Source organism: Psychromonas sp., from assembly GCF_041586535.1.
Taxonomy (GTDB): Bacteria; Pseudomonadota; Gammaproteobacteria; order Enterobacterales; family Psychromonadaceae; genus Psychromonas.
Map to the genome: position 1 here is coordinate 12,879 of NZ_JBFGZY010000001.1, position 20,017 is coordinate 32,895.

A 20,017-nucleotide genomic window follows, 5' to 3' on the forward strand; every position below is an offset into this window, starting at 1 on the left:
AGGATAAAAATGAATCAAAAAACCGATTTATTGGCAAGTTTGTTTGCGGGTTTGGTAATGTTGGGAGTCATTACTGTTATTTCAGTAACTTCTTTTTCAAATCCGGGAACCCCGGCGGGTCACGAAGGTTATGTGTATGAAGATCCGCGTATATTTGGCTCCGGCGGCTATCGCGGTGTATTAACCGGGCCAAGTAATTTCGGAGTGTCTTTATGGCGAAATAAAGTGATTAACATTGATGTCAGGCCCAATACCTACACGGAAAACTTTCAAATTCTCGCTAAAGACGATTTAAACATCAGTTTTAATTTTCATGCAGTTATTTCCATCAAACCCAAGACAATAAAGCGTGTGGTGGAACAGTTTGGCGGAGAAAAATGGTTTCAGCGATTTGTCAGGGAGCCATTTAGAACTTACGTTCGTAACTCCGTGCAGAAGTATAATAGTGGTGCTCTTAAAGAAAACCGTGATGCAATAGCGGCAGAGGTAAAAACTAAACTCAATGAGTATTTAGCAGACTCTCCTTTTAATTTGAAAAGTGTGGTGGTCGGGAATATTAATTACCCGGCGATAGTGGCTACAGCCGTAGAGAAAAAGCTGGCGGCACAGCAGTTACTTTCTGAAAAATCCACTCAAAAAGAGATAGCCCGCCAGGATGCCGCAATCAGGGTTGAAGAAGCGAAAGGTATCGCGGAAGCTCAAAAAATAATTAACGCCACACTGACGGCAAATTATCTTCAGCATGAGGCAATTAATGCGCAACTTGTCATGGCAAAATCACCCAATCATACCACTGTTTATATTCCCGTCGGTACAAACGGCATTCCTCTGGTGAAAGGGACAGATTAGAACAACTGGATGAGCGCTTTATTTGTTGCTGTGCGGCAATACTGGTAGCACTGTAATCGCTTAGCAGGGTGAATGGAAAAAATATTATGGATTTCATTGATCAGGCAGAGCGATTGTTCGGCAACGAGATAAGGCCGGAGTATTTCACCGATTATTTGCATTGTTGTGAATGTGCAGAGCATGATGCAACACTGCGCCAATCCAATCCCGCTATGTTGACCTATAGCTGATCTTATACCAATTCTGTTAAATAGATCATCTAATTAACGGAATTGGTATAACTTACCGTATCAGTCCACAGTGAATAATTTATATTTGTTACTCTGTCATTTGGAAACTTGTCTGTTGATAATTAATGGCAACCTCCAGTAGCATTGGAATACTTAATTGTGCTCAAAAAATGCCCAGTTCCTGCCTTGAATTTTCAGCAACTTCTGCTTAACTTACCTTACATGTGCTACATAAATCCTGATGCAGGTATTATTTTAACACATTGGCTGATACAAATATCTTTAATGGTAAGAATGAGTAAGGCTAACTACTATGACTCCTACAATAACAATGTTTTTCACCCTCACTATTTCGGCAATAATAATATTACTGCTAATCTATTTTCTTATGAGACCGACTCTAAGAAATGTAATAACAGCACCCTCCATACTCACCGGTTTCGGTATTTTCGGAACATTTTTAGGTATAACCATCGGGCTAATGGATTTTAATGCTAATAATATTGTAGGGAGTGTCCCGATATTCCTCAGTGGTATTAAATTGGCTTTCTGGTCGTCTGTTGTCGGTATATTAGCCTCTTTAATTCACAAACTGAGGTTTATTGTTGCGCCTTTAGAAGAACGCTATGTTGCAGATGAAATGGAGATCAACACAGTAGAATCATTAAAGTCAATGACCCAATCTTTAAATAATATAGAAAAAATCCATGCAAATGATAGTAAGAACCCTGTTATCAATGAATTGGGGGAATTTATACATGCTTTGGGTGATAAGCTGGAAGCTGGCTTATCCACTGCCCTCCGGGGACAGCAAGATTACATATCTGCTGGCGAGATAAAAATAGATGAAGCCTTTCTTAGCGCATTAAATAATTTAAAAGATGAGCTTGCCAAAAACTCAGCAGATGAACAACACCTTGTTAAGGCTGAGATACAAGGCTTAGTGGGCGAGTTGCGAGAAGATACTACAGCAAGAAGCAAACAAACAGAAAGTTTGTTAGAGGCATTAACTGCTCTTAAAGAAAGTAATCAAGTCGAAGATGGAACTGTTACCTTCGCAGTGAAGGAATTGAATAAGGAACTGGCTAAAAACTCGGCAATGCAATCTGAGAACTTATTAGCTGCATTAGCGACCCTCAAGGACACCAATCGAGCCGAAGATGAGACGCTAGTCGCAGCCTTAAGGGGGGTAAATGAAGAGCTGGTTAAAAACTCGGCAATACAAGCAGAAAGTTTATTAGGTGCATTAACTGATCTTAAACAAAGTACTCTAGCTGAAAATGAAACGCTAGTCGCGGCCCTAAGGGGGGTAAATGAAGAGCTAGTTAAAAACTCGGCAATACAAGCAGAAAGTTTATTAGGTGCATTAACTGATCTTAAACAAAGCAGTCTAGCTGAAAATGAAACAGTTGTTGCTACATTACAAGAATTAAAGGCGTTGAATGAAGCACAGGCCGAAAATTTTGCAATGCAAACAGAAAACTTATCCGGCGTTTTAGCTAGTCTAAAAGAGAGTAGTCGAACCGGAGATGCTGCTGTTATCTCCGCATTACAAGAATTAAATGAAGGGTTGTCTAAAAATTCAGCGATTCAGGCTGGAAGTATATTAGATGCATTTGCCGGTCTTAAAGAAGATATTGGAGCCGGAACAGAAGAAGAGCGTAAAGTGTCCAGAGAACAGATGGAGGCTCTGTTTTCCGGTTTAACTCGAGCGGCAACGGGTACCCTCGGTGAGTTATCCGACATTGCCGACAACTTGATCGAACAGGCAAAATGGCAGGCTGTCAATCTAGCCAAAGAAATTTCAGCTGCAAGTGAAATGTCCGCCAAATCGATGCTAACTATGCTTAAAGATATTCTTGGGGCAACTGAAGATTCCAATTTAAAAATCACAGCGGAATTGGCTAAACTCAGAAGTGATGTTGCAGCAGATCTTAAATCTACTACGGAGCAATCAGCAGCATTGGTCGAACAGCTGCATGCAATGACCGACTCCTATAAGGCATCACTCATTTCCACGGTGGCAGATTTGAAAGCGCAGATATCTAAAGATATGAAAGCCAATTATAACCTGATAGACACCTACACCAAAGCGGTGGCTGATGTTACAGGTGCGAATCAATCTGAGGCTCTGGAGCGTATGGAGGGAATCGCTAATATAATGCAAAATGTCGTGCAGTCATCTGCAGATATGTCCACTTTACTGCATGAAAATGCCGCTGCAATTGGTCGTATGCAAGATACGTTTACCGGTACAAACGAGGGAACATTAGGGCGCTTCTTGCTCAATATGAATCAGGACTTGATTGGGCACATTACAGCATTACAAAATTCACTGGATGCCCAGGGTTCCTTAGGTACACTAATGCAAGATATGAATTCAGAAACCAATACCCGGTTAAAAGAACTGGGCAAAGCATTTGAAGGCTCTATATTTGAAATCAAGCAGCTACCACAACAGTTCGTGAAAGGCATGTCTAAACTTGAGATGATGAGCGACAGGAATAAATAAATGTCTAAGTTAATAGGAAGAAAAAACACAGCAACGACAGGAGAAGAAGACTGGATATCAGTCAGTGACCTGATGAGTGCACTGATGATGATTTTTCTACTTCTGGCTGTGTTTTATATGATGTTTTTAGATGAAGAAAACAAACTGCAGAAAATTGATCGGCAAGAGTATCTCGCTCAAACGGCTGCCTGGGAAAGTAAGCTGGAAAGTACTGAAAGAGCACTCGCCGAGCAAGCCAGATTGTTATTAGAGGCCGACTCCACAAGCGCAGAAAAAGAAAAACTGCTCGCCGAGCAAGCCAGGCTGTTATTAGAGGCCGGCACTGAAAGCGAGGAGAAAGAAAAACTGCTTGCCGAGCAAGCCAGGCTGTTATCAGAGGTCGACGCTATAAGCGCAGAGAAAGAAAAACTGCTCGCTGAGCAAGCCAGATTGTTATCAGAGGCCGATGCCATAAGCGCAGAGAAAGAAAAACTGCTTACTGAGCAAGCCAGATTGATATCAGAGGTCGGTACTGAAAGCGAAGAAAAAGAGAAACTGCTCGCCGAGCAAGCCAGGCTGTTATTGGAGGCCGAGGCTAAAAGCGAAGAACAAGAAAAACTGCTTGCCGAGCAAGCCAGACTGTTATCAGAGGCCGACGCTATAAGAGAAGAAAAAGATAAACTGCTCGCCGAGCAAGCCAGATTGTTATTGGAGGCCGAGGCTAAAAGGGAAGAAAAAGACAAGCTCCTGGCAGAGGCTAACCAACAACTGGCATTAATTAAAAAACAAAATGATTTAAAGGCCAGTAAATTTGATGCGGTAATATCTGAAGCTGTGATTTACGAGGATGTTATCAATGAATTACGTCAAAGCCTGCTCGTGGAGTTTAAACCGGACCTGGAACAATGGAATGCTGAATTACGTGATGATCTGACATTTCGGTTTAATGAACCTAGAACGTTATTTTCTATTGGAGACGCGACACTCACACCTAGGTTCAAGGGTATTTTGGCGGACTTTTTCCCCCGCTATATCAAGGTTATTACCTCTGATAAGTTCCGTAAAGATATCACCGAAGTACGTATCGAGGGGCATACATCCAGCATATGGGGAGACTTAGATCCTAATGGCCAACAGGCTTATTTTAACAATATGGAATTGTCACAGGAAAGGTCAAAAAACACCTTGTTTTATGTCACCCAACTACCGGAAGCCCAGCGCCATGCCCAGTGGTTGAAATCAAGGTTAACAGCGAATGGTTTGTCATCTTCAAAACTCGTCGATAAAAATGGGTATTTTTTAGATGATCCTCGCAGTGATGGGAGAGAAAATTTGAGAAATTCCCAGCGTGCAGAATTCAGAGTAAAAATAGACGCTGAATCAAAAATCACCAAGATTATTGATTCAGGAAAAATTGAATAAATTATATCCTGCTACTTGAGGACGCAAGGAGTCAGACGGTTGAGGAAGTGGTAGAAGGGAAGCAGCGAGATGCTGAGCACTTCCTTTTATGCGCCGTTGAGCTCAATATTTACACCTTATAGGTAGCAATAAAATGACAAAGGTTGATTACAAAAAAGAATTAAAACATCTATATAAACCATCGGCAAAGAATGTGGAAATTGTCGAGTTACCTAAGATGAACTTTCTGATGATTGATGGTAAAGGTGATCCAAACACGTCACAGTCATTTCAGGATGCAATTAGTGCTTTGTACCCAGTTTCATATAACCTGAAGTTCATGAGGAAAAAAGGAGCTACAGGCATTGATTATGGCGGTTTTACCGCTTGAAGCCCTATGGTGGGCTGATGACATGCGTGCATTTTCACAGGGGAGAAAAGAGCAATGGAAGTGGACGCTGATGATTATGCAGCCGGATTTTATTACTAAAGCATTAGTTCAGGAAGCTGTCGGACAGGTAAAAGTTAAGAAAAATCCGCTATCTTTGCCATTGCTGAGGTTTGAATCATTTGCGGAAGGAAAGGCTGCGCAAATAATGCATATAGGTCCATTTTCCGAGATAGGTAAAACGGTCGAAAAAGTTCATGCATTTATCAAAGAAAGCGGTCAGGTAATAAGTGGTAAGCACCATGAAATATACTTAAGTGATATCAGGCGTGCGGCACCGGAAAAGTGGAAAACCATTTTCAGACAGGCAATATCCTAAGGGATAATTATCTGCGTCATTCGCATCAAAACACAGCTGAGAAAAGCATTGTTTTGCAGAGTTTTTCAATTGATGGGAAAGAAGGGGAGTAAATACACCTAACGTTTTCTAACTGCGGTGTTTCGTTTTATACGCCAGTCAGGGGCAAGTTGTGTATTTGTTGATGGCTTGGTTTTAAACCCATGCAAGACCTAAAAGAATAACAGTAGTTGCTACAACTCCCCACATAGTGACTAATTCAATAGCGTCAGCGATTGATGGATTAATTTTAGCTTGGTTATTTGTGGATGGTGCTGAAATTGGTTTAACTAGAGCGGCAATCATGTTTTTTCCTTAAAAATAATACTGTGTGATATTGATCGCAATTATCTGGTGTTGTGTGAAGCTCGTCAATGTTTTTAAAGGTTGTTTAGTAAACAATTTGACTAAAATTATTTTCGCTTTTTCCGTTTTTTTAGTTGCACGAAATGCGCCGCTTGGTCATTTTTACTAAAGGGAGAGGCGAAACGGGATTGTTTACAATCACAATTCACCTCGCTCATATAAATTCCGCCTATACCGTTTTGCCTATCGGATTAAGCAAAATGCTATTATTTGCCACATCAAGAGAGCTTGCGCGCAGTTGTGCGGCAGCTTTTACCATGTTTTCGAGCGCAGGTTTTACTTCGTGCCATTGTCTGGTTTTTAGACCGCAGTCAGGGTTTACCCAAAGTTGCTGCTCCGGAATATGCACTGCAGCTTTTTCTACCAGTGAGACCATCTGCTCAATGTTCGGAATATTTGGCGAATGAATATCATACACCCCCGGCCCGATCCCATTAGGGTAGTTAAAGTTGGTAAATGCCGATAGTAACTCCATGTCAGAGCGTGATGTTTCAATGGTAATAACATCTGCATCCATTGCCGCTAAATCGGCAATAATGTCATTAAACTCCGAATAACACATATGGGTATGGATCTGTGTATGATCCTTAACACCATTGGCTGAAATTCTGAATGCTTGTATTGCCCACGCTAAGTATTCCGGCCACTGTGAACGCTTTAGCGGCAGTTTTTCCCGTAATGCGGCTTCATCGATCTGGATGATTTTTATCCCTTCTTTTTCAAGATCCTGAACTTCATCGCGAATAGCTAATGCAATCTGATTACAGGTTGTCTGCAGAGGTTGATCATCTCGTACAAATGACCAGTTTAAAATTGTAACCGGGCCGGTAAGCATCCCTTTTACAGGCTTTTGGGTTAAGGATTGCGCATAGTTAGCCCACTCAACGGTCATCGCCTTTGGGCGTGACACATCACCGAATAAAATAGGCGGCTTGACGCAACGGGAGCCGTAAGATTGTACCCAGGCAAATTGGGTAAAAACAAAACCATCGAGTAACTCGCCAAAATACTCAACCATATCGTTACGTTCTGCTTCACCATGTACAAGTACATCTAAGCCAATCTCTTCCTGCGCGGCAATACACTCTTTAATGGTTTCCTGAATCTTAAGTTGATACTGTGCTTCGCTAATATCGGCTGCACGTTTAGCTTTACGTGTTAAGCGGATTTCAGCCGTTTGTGGAAATGATCCGATAGTTGTCGTCGGATAATTAGGAAGCTTTAAATAGGACTGTTGTAAGCGCGAGCGTACCGCGAAGCTTTGTTGGCGCCTGCCAAATGCAGGTGTGATATTTTGCACCCTTTTCTGCACCTTTAGGTTGTTGACTCTCTGGCTTTGGCTGCGGCTTTTCACCGTCAGTTCATTATAATTTAATACCTCGGCCACAGACTCTACGCCATGATTTAACGCACGCCCTAACAGGTTTAATTCGTGCAGTTTTTGCGTGGCAAAGGCGAGCCATGATTTAATTTCATAATCGAGTTTATCTTCACTTTCAAGATCAACGGGTACATGTAAAAGCGACGAACTGGGCGCCAGCCATAGTCTTGATTGCAGCTGTTGATGAATCGGAGTTAACCAGGCTAAGGTCTTTTTAAGATCCGTTTTCCAGATATTACAGCCATTAATTACCCCCAGTGATAACACCTGCTGTTCATTTAGCAGTGAGATTGCCTGAGAAATTTCATGCTGTGCGTTGATTGCATCGAGATGTAACCCGGCAACGGGCAGTTGACAAGCCAGTTTCAAATTGTCTTTTAACTCACCGAAGTAGGTTGTTAACAATAATTTAAGGCCGCTGTTTTGCAGGCTGTTATAGGCGCTCTGCAGGGCGGTTTGCCACTGTTTATCTAATTCCATAACAAGAATCGGCTCATCAATCTGTAACCATTCAATGCCTTTTTCCTGCAGCAGTGAAAATAACTGCTGATAAACCTTCACTAAAGCGGGTAATAAATCCAATTTATTGCTGTTGTCCTTTTCTTTACCGAGCCATAAATAGGTCACCGGACCGATAACGACCGGTTTTACATTTTTATTGATCTGCTGTAACTGTTGAACCTGTTCCAGCAGGTTATCCGGATTTAAATGAAATGTTGTATCACAGGTAAACTCAGGAACAATATAGTGGTAGTTGGTATTAAACCACTTGGTCATTTCGCCTGCTTGTGTTTCATCTGCCTGACCATGTGTTGCGCCACAACAGGCTTTCTTTTGTGAAGTGCCTCGGGCGACACGGAAATAACAGTCCAGAGAGTTATCCGACTCTGTCCGTTGTGCGCGATGGGGAATATTACCCACTAAAAAGCTGGTATCCAGCACTTGGTCATAAAGTGAAAAATCACCAACGGTGTGCAAGTCCAGATCTAATGCCTGCTGTGCTAACCAGTTCTCCTGACGAAGTGAACGGGCGGTTTCCTGTAAATCATCTGCAGTTATCTGACCTTTCCAGAAACTTTCCTGAGCAAACTTTAACTGCCGTTTATTACCAATGCGCGGAAAACCTAAGTGATGTACCTGAGCCATTTTTCAATCCCTAACTAATGTTTGAAGTAGGAAACGATTGTATTTACAATTAACTATGAATAATAATGATGATTTGTAGATAATTAATGAAGGAATTTCATAATGATTGAGCAGTCCCACCTTAAAATAATGCTTGCGCTGCATGAGAAGGGGACATTAACTCAGGCTGCCGACTCGCTATATTTGACCCAGTCTGCTTTATCCCATCAAATCCGCTATCTGGAGCAAAAGCTCAATGTCAAACTATGGCAGCGCTGCGGTCGGCGTTTACGTTTAACTGTTGCAGGGGAGTTATTACTTAAAAGCGCGCAGCAGGTATTGCCGACACTGCAGCAAACCGAGCAGGCATTAAAGGCGATGGGAGCCGGGCAACTTGGTGTATTGCGTATTGGTGTTGAGTGTTTTCCGTGTCATGAGTGGTTAACCCAGGTGGTGGCGAAATTTCTCCTGGCTGCACCTAATATCGATATTGATATTATCCGTCAGTTTCAATTTTCCGGATTGGAAGGGCTGCTTAATCATCGTATTGATTTGCTGATTACGCCGGATATTGAGCAACATCAAGGCCTTGATCATATTGCTCTTTTTGATTATGAGCAGGTGCTAGTGGTTGCCGATACACATCCGCTTGCCGTTTATGACCAAGTGCAGGCAGGGCAATTGTGTTCAGAAGTATTACTGACCTTCCCGGTCGAAAAGCAGCGCCTGGATATTTTCAGAGAGTTTTTACTGCCGGAAAAAGTGCAGCCAAGGGCGCATAAGCAGATTGAATCGCTGGCGATTATTCTGCAGATGGTGGAACTTGGTCGAGGCGTCAGCGTATTACCGGAGTGGCTGGCAGAGAGTTACATGGCAGAATATAAGGTCAAAAAAGTACGTATCGGCAGGCAGGGGATCAAAAGCACGCTCTATGCCTGCATTAAAAAGCCGGATAGCAGCGTGCCTTATATTGCGCAATTTATTAGCATGGCGCAGGGGCACGGCGCTATTTAAGAAAAAAGCTATGCTTATTGTTTTTTATACTTCCTCCCAACCCTGTTTTTTACGATAAATCGTTGACGGGCTGACATCCAGCAAAGCGGCGGCTCTGGGGATATTACCATCGCAAAAGTTTATTGCATTTTCGATGCTCTCTCTCTCCACCTCTGCCAGCGGTTTTATTGCGCCGCTGATGCTCTGCTCGTCATCTGTTATGCTTATGGTTTTATCTGTTTGCTGCGCCTGCGTAGTGACCGCTTTATCTGATAAAAGATTTAAAGGGGCGGGAAGGTGAGCAAGCTTTACGACGGAATCATCGTGTAACACTACAATATTACGAATCACATTTTGTAATTGTCTGACATTACCCGGCCAGTTGTATTGATCAATAAACAGTGCGTTTACTTCAGGAGAAAAACGGGTGAAGGATTTACCTTCCTCTTTTGAATAGCTGCGCAGGAAGTTGCCTGCAATTTCAATAATGTCTTTACCGCGTTCACGCAGCGGAGGGAGGTGCAGGGGTAAAACATGCAGCCGGTAATAGAGATCTTCACGAAACCGTCCGCTTTCCACATCTTCCAGGGGATTACGATGGGTGGCGCAGATAAAACGTACATCAACCGTTTCCAGTTTATTGCTGCCTACTTTTTTAAAAGTCCCTGTTTGTACAAAGCGCAGTAATTTGGTCTGCAGCTCCATATCCATTTCGCAAATTTCATCTAAAAACAGGCTGCCGCCATCCGCCTGGGATGCTGCACCTTTACGCTCGGAAAATGCACCGGTAAATGCGCCTTTTACGTGTCCGAATATTTCGCTCTCCATCAGATCGCGCGGAATGGCTGCACAGTTTATGGCAACAAAAGCCTGCTTTGCGCGTGGTCCCTGTTTGTGAATAGCCTCTGCGCAAACCTCTTTACCCGTGCCGCTTTCGCCGGTTATAAAGACGGTTGCTTTGCTTGGTGCCGCTGCATCAATAATGCGGTACACGGCCTGCATTGCCAGACTGGAGCCAATAAAACCATGATAGTTATTACGCTTGGTGCTTTGATAATTGTTAACCATCTTCTGCAGGCGGTTGCGTTCCAGCAGGTTGTTGACAGACGTTTTTAATCTGCTGGCTGTGACTGGTTTTTCCAGAAAATCATTAGCGCCCTTACGCATCATCTCCACGGCGATATCCACAGAGCTGTGCCCGGTTATAACAATCACTGAACAGCTGAAATTTTCCTGTTTCATCCAGTCCAGAATCGCTAAGCCATCCATATCGGGTAATTTGTAATCCAGCAGGATAAGATCCGGGGGAGTGCTTTTTACGAACTGCTGCATCCCCGCACCGGTTGACACAACCGTCAGGTCAATCATTTCACTTTTCAGATATTGTTCATATAAGCGTGCTTGTGGGGCAGAGTCTTCCACTATTAATACGTTAGGTTTATCGCTCATTAATTTGTCCTATATTATGCAAATCCCTGCTCAGCGCGTTGCGCTAATAGGCGGAAAGATTCTTTGGCTACTGTCGCTATCTGCTGTGCCTGTTCAAGTGCCTGCGGTTGATTGTTTTGTTGACAAAGGTGTTCGACACTGCGCATCAGTTTGTGAAGTTTATCATTTCCGTGGGCAACCGCGCTACTGCCCAGGGTGTGCGCTTCAAATTCCAGAGTGTTAACATCCTGTTTTGTGATCGCTTTATTGATAAGCACAACTCTAGCCTGACTGTCTTCTATATACAATGAGATTAATTCGGGGACGATTTCAGCATTGGTATCGCGCACCAGTTGTTGCAGTACCTGCTCATCAACAAAATAGCCACCATCGTCCAGGCTGGTTTTTTCGTCCGCAGCACATCTATCCCGGTTATTTTTCTGTGACGTTTGCGAGTCAGGTGTCCAGCGGGCAATACAGCTTAACGTGGCGCTGCGATCTATCGGCTTGCTCAGGTAATCATTCATACCGGCGGCTATAAAACGTTCTTTGTCGCCGTTTAAATGGTGGGCGGTGAGGGCAATAATTGGAATATTACGTACAGCACCGCTGAGTTTTCGTATCTCACGTGTTGCCGTCATGCCATCCATTTCCGGCATCGAAATATCCATCAGCACAAGATCGTAGGGGCGATCCTGTAATACCTCTAATGCTTCACAACCATTGCCAACCACATCGACCTGCAGCTTGGCAAATTCAAGTATGCTTTTAATAACCATCTGGTTAGCCGGATTATCTTCTGCCAGAAGAATACGTGTATTGGCTAAGGGGATATGTTCAGTTTGTTCAACTGCTAAGACTGCTGGGCTGTCATCTTCCTGAGCCATTTGCAATTCAATGGTAAAAGCAAAGGTGCTGCCTTCACCCAATTGACTGCTGACACTAATGTTTCCATTCATAAGGGAAACAAGCCGTTTGCAGATAGCCAGTCCTAAACCTGTGCCTTCATATTTTCTGGAATGGGTTTGGTCAACCATAGTAAATTCATCAAATAAGCTGTTCTGATGCGCTTTGCGGATACCGATGCCAGTATCTTTAACCCGGCAACGCAGGGTTACAATCCCCCCGGCAATAGAATCAACAGAGGCGCTGAGCGCAACACCACCTTGCTTGGTAAATTTGATGGCATTATTAATAAGGTTGATAAGAATCTGACGTATCCGCTCGGGATCGCCTTTTACAAATTGCGGCAGATCTTCTGCGAGGGTGAGTGTCAGGCTCAGGGATTTTTTATGAGCCAGATTGGCGAGTAGCTGGTTACAACTGCTTAGTAACAGGTGCAGATCAAAGACACTGTTTTCAAGTTGTAATTTATCAATATCCATTTTAGTAAAGTCGAGGATATCATTGATAATAGTTAGCAGCAGTTCACCTGAATCACGTCCGGTCTGTACTAACTCTAACTGCCTGTCGCTCAGTTTGGTATCTCTAAGCAGACCGAGAATACCCAGTACAGCATTCATCGGTGTGCGAATTTCGTGACTCATTGCCGCCAGAAAACGACTTTTTGATTCATTACTTTTTTCCGCTTCGCGCTGTGCTTTACGTAAATTTTCTTCATTACGTTTTTGCTCACTGATATCCATAAAATGGGCAATATAGTGACTTATTTCACCATCACCATTTTTTATCGAGGAAATATTCAGATACTCCGGATATATTTCACCATTTTTTCTTCTGTTATAAATTTCGCCACTCCATTTTCCATGGACAATAAGACTCAACCACATTGCCTGATAATATTCCTGCGAATGCTGACCGGAGGATAAAATACGCGGGTTTTTTCCCGCCACTTCGGCATGCTCATAACCGGTAATGCGTGAAAATGCACGGTTAGTGCGGATAATGGCACCATTGGTTTCACAGATGAAAATGGCTTCACTGGATTCAAAAGTTTGCGCTGCCAGACGTAATTCAGTTTCAGCCTGCAGACGGGGCGATATATCCCGGATAAAGGCGGTAAACATGGTTCCCTGCTGCGTTTCGATGGGGGCGATATTAATTTCAATGGGAAAGGTATGGCCAACTTTATGCTGGGCGGTGAGCTCTATGCGCTTGTTTAAAACCGGCCCTTTTTTTGTCTGCAGGTATTTTTTCATGCCGCTATGGTGGGCAGCACGCTGCTCTTCCGGAATGATAAATTGTGCCAGATTATTGCCGATAACTTCACTCGATGTCCAGCCGAAAGTTTCCTCTGCTACCTTGTTGTAGTCCAGCACATTACCCTGTTCATCGATAGTGATTAGTGCATCCAGAGACGCATTTAATATGGCATTATTTTTAGCCTGATTACTTTCCGCCAGCGCGGTCATTCTCTTTTCTGTTTTGATGCTGTTGGACAGCTGCTCATAATTTTCGGCGAGTGAGGAAGACATTCGGTTAAAAGCATGCGCCATTTGTGCTACTTCATCCGAGCCGCGCACTTTAATTTGTACACCCGGACCACGTTGGGTAATGCTTTCAGAAGCGATTTTTAATCGCTGTAATTGCCGGGTCAGATAGGTGCCAAGTGCATAGGAGAAGATCACTATCAAGGCAAGTTCAAAGCTGGCAATAACAATGATCCAGTTTCTGGCGTCAGATAACAAAGAGATAACCGATGCCGTTGACATGCCCAGTTCAATCACGCCATAAACTCTGCCCGCCTCTCTAATCTCGACGCGTGTGGCGAGCATGTTATCGGTTTTTGCGGAACGTTCTGCTGTGCCCGTGCTCGAGGCGTTCAGGCGACTGAGATTGCCTCCCTCGGCCAGTACAAACTGATTATTGCTGATCCGCGCATAAACCATGTCGGGCATATTCACTATCTCTTTGATAAAGCTATCCAGGCTTGCCAGATCTGTTGAAAGAACAGCGTCTTTGACTGTTCTTGCAAAAAGATGAGAGGTGCTGTCTGCGCGTTGCTGTAACTGCGTTTGATTCGATTGATTAAGAAAATTGATCATACTGAGAATCAATACCAGCAGTAAAATAGACCCGATCAGCGCAATAGAAAGGATTGTTTTTAGGCGAAAACTCATATTTATCCTTTTATTTAGCTGAAAGTTGCTGAAGTTTTAACGCTCTAATATCATCCCAGTCAGAATCTACCGCCTGTGCAAAACCTTTTATATTAATTTTGTCCAATAAATCTTTGCCTGTTTGCCGCTGCTCCATCGCAATCAGGGCTTGCTGCAGTTTATCTGCCTCTGCTGCTATACGCGGATGGATGGCAATCGCATGGGGCGTATAACCTTTTGTGGTTGATAAAATACGCAACTGACCGCGTAACTCTGCCGGTATATTTTCAAATGTACGCAGCACGCCACCGCCTGCCGGGTAAATGCCTTTAGCAACGGTAAGATAGACAGAGTCATGCGAGGAAACATAATTGGGGATAAAATCAATTTCCTGGGCGGTAAGATCCGCCTGGGTTAATATTGTCGCGGCAAAAGCCGCGGGTGCAGGAAAAGCTAAAGTAGTGTTTTGCAGGTCAGTTAATTCGTTGATTTTGCTGTCTTTAGCAACAACTAAAATGCCTTTAATAAGCCTGTCACGCGCTTTCGCTAAAGCCTGATAGCCCGGAGATTGATTAAACACGACATAATGGTAGGGGTTCATATAGGCGATATCATATTCACCGGCCGACAGGCGTTTTTCAAAGGTGGGAATATCCGGTGCCGTTGCAAAGTGAATATCAATACCGCTTGTGCGGCTGAGATCTTTAACAATAGGCCCCCATAACTTCGCCAGTTCTGCGGCTGATTGCTGCGGTACAATGCCAAAAGTGAGGCTCTGCTGAGCAGGGCTCAAGGCGGAGTAAAACAGTAAAAACAGCGAGAAAATAAACTTTTTCATATAATATTCCCCTATAAATCTATTAAGTATTGGCCACTGATCTTTTATTTACTTTATCAGAGCAGGTGATCTTTTCCTAACCATTGCTCGGCTAAGGGATTGAAAGCAGGTCTAATCCCGAATAGTGAAAGGTTATCCGCGCTGTATACTTTGTTAAAATGCAACACCAACAAGATTTTTACCTTGTGCCATTAAAGACCACAGGTATAACCCTATTTTATGTTTTGGTTTTAACCAGCAGCGTTTATCTGCGAGCAGGGCTCTGGCCTGTTTAAACTGTTCCGCCTGAATATTCAGCTTGGCAATATGGCAGAGGTGGGCTGCGCAATAGGTAAGAATGGCTTTTTTCTGTTTCTCATTGTGCTTAATGGCTGGCAGTTGTTCGGTTTTTTCCGTTAACCGCCGACTGAAAGGTAGTTCAGCAGATGGTATGTTGCTGATACAGGCCCGGTTGTCGGCGGCAAGGTTATAAACAACATGGATATCCGGCGAGTAGGCGATCCGGCCATGAATTGCCACCTGGGAAAACAGAGCCTGATCTTCCCCCATGGCCTCATTAACCGGAAACATGCCAAATTTAATAAATGAACTGCGTTTGATGGTCACCGTTGAGGTAATAAACGGCAGATCCCCCTGGCCGGCGCAAACAAAATAATCAGCAAATATGCCTTCACTATGCTGCCTCTCTGTCAGTTTTATCTTGGCATCTTTATAAGCATTGTGCGCAGTTTGACACTGATATTTACAGGCAAACATATCTGCACCGGGGTAGTTATCGATCATCGCCTGTATCTGTGTCAGGTACAGTGGTAACCAGATATCGTCGCCGTCTAAAAAAGCGACAAATGGGCTTTTCGCCGCCAGTGCACCATTATTTCTGGCGATTGAAACACCGCTGTTCGGCTGATTAATAATGGTTAAATTTTTCAGATTATGCGCGGCTTTATAGTCCTGAACAATATCCAGGCTATTATCCGTAGAGCCGTCATTGACCACAATTACTTCAAAGGCGTGGCTTTGCTGCTGATAAATACTGTTCAGGGTTTTGCTAATATGTGCCGCTTTATTATAAAGCGGAATGATCACAGAAATATTCGATTTGCTCATCGGTCAGTCTCCAGTTTTTAAGGGATTGTTGCAGGGCTGATTTAACCGGTAATAGCGGAGGTTTAAATCCATACTTTAATCCAGCAATTATCGTGCCATAAAGCTTGTCCGTATCGGCATTATCTGCCGACATTCGATAGCGCATCGGCAACCCTATCTGCGCACACCAGGAGCTGCATTTATGGTGATAATTAATGGCTATCACCGGGGTATTGATGATGTAGCTTAAAATAGCGGCGTGCAGACGCATCGCTATAACGACTTGAAAAGAAGAGAGAGTCCTGATTAAATGAATCGGATCCGGCTGATACTTAAGCAGGTGCAGGCGGTTCATTAAAAAAGGGGCGGCAGTTTTGGCTGCCACGCAATCCTTTACCTTTTCCAATAAGCTGTCATCGTTAAGACGATTGTTATTAAGCATCGGCTCTGCATTCAGACTGATTAAGGTGATCTGCTGCTCGGTTGTGTCGAGCAATTTACAAATCAGATTTGCATATTGCAAAACCCGCTGCTGCTCTGCGGCCTGATTAATATTGCCCAGTGAATCCGTTGGCACTGAGCATAAGTTAATGGCAATACCGCTGCGCTGTTGCTGTTCGCTTCCTGATAGACTGAGGTGATTGTCGCGCTGTTTTTTATCTGCAATTAATGCCGGATGACACAACAGAGCCGGTGCTAAATCAAAGGTCCGGGCAATATTTGCCTTGGGTGCCAGCTGCTTGGCACGCTGGTAGCTCTGTTCATCACGAAGGCCGACAAAAGGACATTCATTTAAAAAATGTTGACAGGCCTGTTTTGCTTTGTGGTCGCTAAAGCCTTCGATACCAACGCCTACGGCCATGTGCTGTTTCTCGGGAACAGCATTGGAGCTGTGTTTTGAGCTGAGTTTTAACATCAGGCGTTTAATGTTCAGGTCGTGTGCGCTATGCAGGACTGAACCGCCGCCGAGGATAACCTGCTCACTTTGCCAGGCCAGCTTATACTGTAATAAGCGGTTATGTCCGGAGAATTTCTGCTCTGCCGCCAGTGTCGGTTTTTGCTGCTTAAAGCCGGGCAGATCAATAACATCGCTGGCAGTACAGGTCAGCTGCTGATTATTGAGAATATGCTGATTCGCCCAGGCGCTTGCCAGCAGCAGGGCATCGTCACCAAGGTTTTTTTTACCGTAATAACCCACCAGTAATGTATTGGATGATCTGCTCATTTTTATCTTGTTATCCTTCATAAAGTTCTCTGTTATGGCATCTGTAATTAACATTAAGCAATATAGATGCCATGTTTTTCGTTATCCAGAGCTGAGGTTTATCAGGATGGTAATCTCCGGTAAGGGTCTATCTCTGCTGCCGTTAAGGGTTTGATGCTCGAACCAATATAAATTAACGCCGGCCACAGCAGATAGGCGAGAATTTCCAGGTTTTCAAAAAAACTGTATAAAATAAAAACGCTAAACAGGGCAAAGGCAACGCGTGCCTGATGCCGATAAAAGCTCAGGTAAAACAGGTAAATGCTGGTGGCCAGCATAGGGATGGCCAAACTCAGCAAACCCACTACGCCTTTTACGTAGAGCAAACCAAACCAGGTGTGATGAGAGCCAATCGCCATCCCTTCAACCAATTTAGGGCCGCGCTCGACAATGCCGTGACCAAAAATAGGCGCTTCGCTCTCCCAGCGCTGCACGGCAATATTGGCCAGCGCACTGCGTACGCGGGTTGACCCGGGCCTTGCTTGTTTGATCTGTTCAACATAATCAAAAACCACCTGCAGGATCGGTTCGCTTAACAGGATCAATAACGGCAACAATAACCCAATTAATAATAAAATTTTAGGCTGCAGACATTTGTCAAAATAGAGGGTTAACGGCACCAGACAGACAAAAATAAGCAAGCCCGCTCGGGATTGCGACAATAAGATCATCGCCACACATCCGGCTACACCAAGGTTGCGCCAGCGGCTGTTTTTCTCCTGCAGGCACATCACCAGATAGATACAGGCCATAAAACCCGCAGCAGGTGCCCAGGGGCCGAAAAAGCGCCATCTCGGCATCCCTGTTTCCGGGTTAATACCAAAAAAACTGACTGAAAAAAACTCCACTCCGGGGCCTCCGATAGCCTGCAGGGGGGAGACGAACAGATTGCCTGACAAACCGACAATATAAATACAGGCGGAGAACAGGGCAAAGATAAGAGAATAAAAACACAGTTTGCAAATCGCTCTGACTAGCATTTCACTTTTGATATCGGCAAAATAGCCAATAAACAAAAATATCGGGATTAACGCCCAGCCTTTCATCCAGCCGATGCTGGATTTAATGGTTTTTACCGTGCCGAGATCCCAGTTATCATGGGCAACCCAAAGCGCTAACAGCATGATCAGCATAGTCACTATCCACAGCCAGATCAGCGCGGGAACAACCCCCTGGTTGGCAATCTGATCCGGCTGAACCACCCATCTTAACAGCAGTAGGGCGAGGATAAACCAGCCGATAACCGACCCCATGACATACAGTCCGCCGATAAAGAAGAACAGATAACTGCAGGTGATTCCGTACCAGACTAGCTTCTGTTCAAGAGTAGTTTTATCAAGGAGTGTCGTTGCCATAATGCCACCAAAAATAAACTGATAAATAAAATGCCGATAAAGCCGGCTGCAATTGCGATAACATTATTCGGACTGCTCATATCCTGCGCAAAAGAGGGCGTTGTAAGTTGCTGAATAACCGGGTAAGAGGCGAAAATATCCGCTTTACCTGCTTCGAGTCTGGCTGCTGCCGAGGTGTATACCGCTTCGGCCATGTGAAAATCATGTTCCAGGCGTTCCAGTTCAGCCACTTCGCGGCTATAGATTTTTAACTTATCGCGAACCAGAGCGATTGATTGTTCGACGTCAGCTAACAGGGCTTGTTTACCCTCTTTGTCGGCGCTCGATTGGATCAGTTCGGCAAACAGCTGCGCACGGTTAGTTTGTTTTTTTAAATCCAGTGAGTTAAAGCTTTCACTGACATGAATGCCGATCATCTGCATGCTGCGCTCTTTTAAATTGCCGTTGACCTGATTCACCCGTTGCTGCGCGGCGATAACCTTAGGGTGATTTTTTCCCCAACGGGAGGTATATTGCGACAGCTTGCCCAGAGATTGATCTAATTCGGCTAAATAGCTGCTGAACTGCGCATCAGTCTGCAGCTGAAAAACCTGCCCGGCCAATGCGGGGGATACCCCGAGGTTGAGACTCAGTTTACGGATATAACTGTCCAGCTGCTCTATTTCAGAGGAGACCAGCATCCGCTTTTCATTCAGGCCGGTCAGGGTGGCGACCAGTTCATCAAGCTGCTCCACAGCAACCACCACAGAGTTTTGCTGGAAATTAACAATCTTTTCCCGGGCAGTATTGAGTTTCAAATAGTACTGGGAGAGTACCGCTTTGATACTTTGATCTCGTCTTAATACCTCATCAGCACGTAATCTGTCCAACTCCTGTTGTAAGGACTCATATAACACTCTGGCTTTGCTGTTGGCCTGAAAAGCACTGTCACCTTTCATTTTTATTGAAATAATCGAGGTTTGCTCGGTCAGCTTTATTTTGGGTTTACCAAAATCCTCGACACTCATCTCCATCATCAGCGCAGCCCGCTCCAATACTGAACGGCTGGAAAGCATCTCTTTATAGTTAACCCGCGGGTTAAAGCCTGATGAAGCATAAGGGGTGCTGGTTTGCGAAACCACTTCACCCACTTCGCTCAAATTAACATTACTGCTGGCGCCGGTACCGGGTAAGACTAAGTCCATCTCACTGCTGTAGGTTGGAGATTTTCCCAGGTACAATAAAACCATGGCTATGATCATCAAATAACCCAGACAAGCTGCGATCAAATAAGGCTTTTTAAACCAGCGGTAGATGTAGCCCCTGTACTTGTCTCTATTATTGGGGATCTTCAGCTGACCTGTTTTGTTATTATCTTTCATCCACA

16 protein-coding genes are annotated in these 20,017 nt (G+C 44.1%); 7 read left to right on the top strand and 9 right to left on the bottom strand.

Annotated features, from left to right (window positions below; genetic code table 11):
- The first annotated feature begins 57 nt into the window (after window positions 1–57).
- From ABZA00_RS00050 to ABZA00_RS00075, 6 genes are all read left to right on the top strand, one after another.
- Window positions 58–849: an SPFH domain-containing protein gene (locus tag ABZA00_RS00050; protein WP_372880174.1), complete on the top strand. Its 792-nt coding sequence runs from the start codon at window positions 58–60 to the stop codon at window positions 847–849.
- 86 nt (window positions 850–935) lie between these two features.
- Window positions 936–1,079 (top strand): hypothetical protein, encoded by a 144-nt coding sequence (locus ABZA00_RS00055; RefSeq protein WP_372880091.1) that lies wholly within the window; start codon window positions 936–938, stop codon window positions 1,077–1,079.
- Between the two features lie 313 nt (window positions 1,080–1,392).
- Window positions 1,393–3,591 (top strand): hypothetical protein, encoded by a 2,199-nt coding sequence (locus ABZA00_RS00060; RefSeq protein WP_372880092.1) that lies wholly within the window; start codon window positions 1,393–1,395, stop codon window positions 3,589–3,591.
- On the top strand, window positions 3,592–4,992 hold the full coding sequence (locus ABZA00_RS00065) for a hypothetical protein (protein ID WP_372880093.1): 1,401 nt from the start codon (window positions 3,592–3,594) through the stop codon (window positions 4,990–4,992).
- Between the two features lie 133 nt (window positions 4,993–5,125).
- On the top strand, window positions 5,126–5,362 hold the full coding sequence (locus tag ABZA00_RS00070) for a hypothetical protein (RefSeq protein WP_372880094.1): 237 nt from the start codon (window positions 5,126–5,128) through the stop codon (window positions 5,360–5,362).
- Window positions 5,343–5,738 (top strand): GyrI-like domain-containing protein, encoded by a 396-nt coding sequence (locus ABZA00_RS00075; RefSeq protein WP_372880095.1) that lies wholly within the window; start codon window positions 5,343–5,345, stop codon window positions 5,736–5,738. Before ABZA00_RS00070 ends, ABZA00_RS00075 begins: the two co-directional genes overlap by 20 nt.
- 174 nt (window positions 5,739–5,912) lie before the next feature.
- Here ABZA00_RS00075 and ABZA00_RS00080 read toward each other — a convergent pair whose 3' ends face one another.
- Window positions 5,913–6,062, bottom strand: coding sequence for a hypothetical protein (locus tag ABZA00_RS00080; protein ID WP_372880096.1), 150 nt, complete (start codon window positions 6,060–6,062; stop codon window positions 5,913–5,915).
- Window positions 6,063–6,291: 229 nt separating this feature from the next.
- Window positions 6,292–8,649 (bottom strand): 5-methyltetrahydropteroyltriglutamate--homocysteine S-methyltransferase, encoded by a 2,358-nt coding sequence (metE, locus tag ABZA00_RS00085; protein WP_372880097.1) that lies wholly within the window; start codon window positions 8,647–8,649, stop codon window positions 6,292–6,294.
- Window positions 8,650–8,751: 102 nt separating this feature from the next.
- On the opposite strand from metE, the gene ABZA00_RS00090 reads away from it, so the two are divergent.
- Window positions 8,752–9,642: a LysR family transcriptional regulator gene (locus tag ABZA00_RS00090; RefSeq protein WP_372880098.1), complete on the top strand. Its 891-nt coding sequence runs from the start codon at window positions 8,752–8,754 to the stop codon at window positions 9,640–9,642.
- Between the two features lie 24 nt (window positions 9,643–9,666).
- Here the strand turns inward: ABZA00_RS00090 and ABZA00_RS00095 are convergent, their stop codons facing one another.
- From ABZA00_RS00095 to ABZA00_RS00125, 7 genes are all read right to left on the bottom strand, one after another.
- Complete coding sequence (locus ABZA00_RS00095) at window positions 9,667–11,070, bottom strand: sigma-54-dependent transcriptional regulator (protein ID WP_372880099.1); 1,404 nt, start codon at window positions 11,068–11,070, stop codon at window positions 9,667–9,669.
- Window positions 11,071–11,084: 14 nt separating this feature from the next.
- Complete coding sequence (locus ABZA00_RS00100; RefSeq protein WP_372880100.1) at window positions 11,085–14,129, bottom strand: PAS domain S-box protein; 3,045 nt, start codon at window positions 14,127–14,129, stop codon at window positions 11,085–11,087.
- Between the two features lie 10 nt (window positions 14,130–14,139).
- Window positions 14,140–14,946 (bottom strand): phosphate/phosphite/phosphonate ABC transporter substrate-binding protein, encoded by an 807-nt coding sequence (locus ABZA00_RS00105; protein ID WP_372880101.1) that lies wholly within the window; start codon window positions 14,944–14,946, stop codon window positions 14,140–14,142.
- Window positions 14,947–15,099: 153 nt separating this feature from the next.
- Window positions 15,100–16,053 (bottom strand): glycosyltransferase family 2 protein, encoded by a 954-nt coding sequence (locus ABZA00_RS00110; protein WP_372880102.1) that lies wholly within the window; start codon window positions 16,051–16,053, stop codon window positions 15,100–15,102.
- Window positions 16,013–17,257: a polysaccharide pyruvyl transferase family protein gene (locus ABZA00_RS00115; protein ID WP_372880103.1), complete on the bottom strand. Its 1,245-nt coding sequence runs from the start codon at window positions 17,255–17,257 to the stop codon at window positions 16,013–16,015. The genes ABZA00_RS00110 and ABZA00_RS00115 overlap by 41 nt, the downstream gene beginning before the upstream one ends.
- A gap of 101 nt (window positions 17,258–17,358) precedes the next feature.
- Window positions 17,359–18,651 (bottom strand): O-antigen ligase family protein, encoded by a 1,293-nt coding sequence (locus ABZA00_RS00120; protein ID WP_372880104.1) that lies wholly within the window; start codon window positions 18,649–18,651, stop codon window positions 17,359–17,361.
- Window positions 18,606–20,012, bottom strand: a complete 1,407-nt coding sequence (locus tag ABZA00_RS00125; protein ID WP_372880105.1) for a GumC family protein — start codon at window positions 20,010–20,012, stop codon at window positions 18,606–18,608. Before ABZA00_RS00125 ends, ABZA00_RS00120 begins: the two co-directional genes overlap by 46 nt.
- Window positions 20,013–20,017 lie beyond the last annotated feature (5 nt).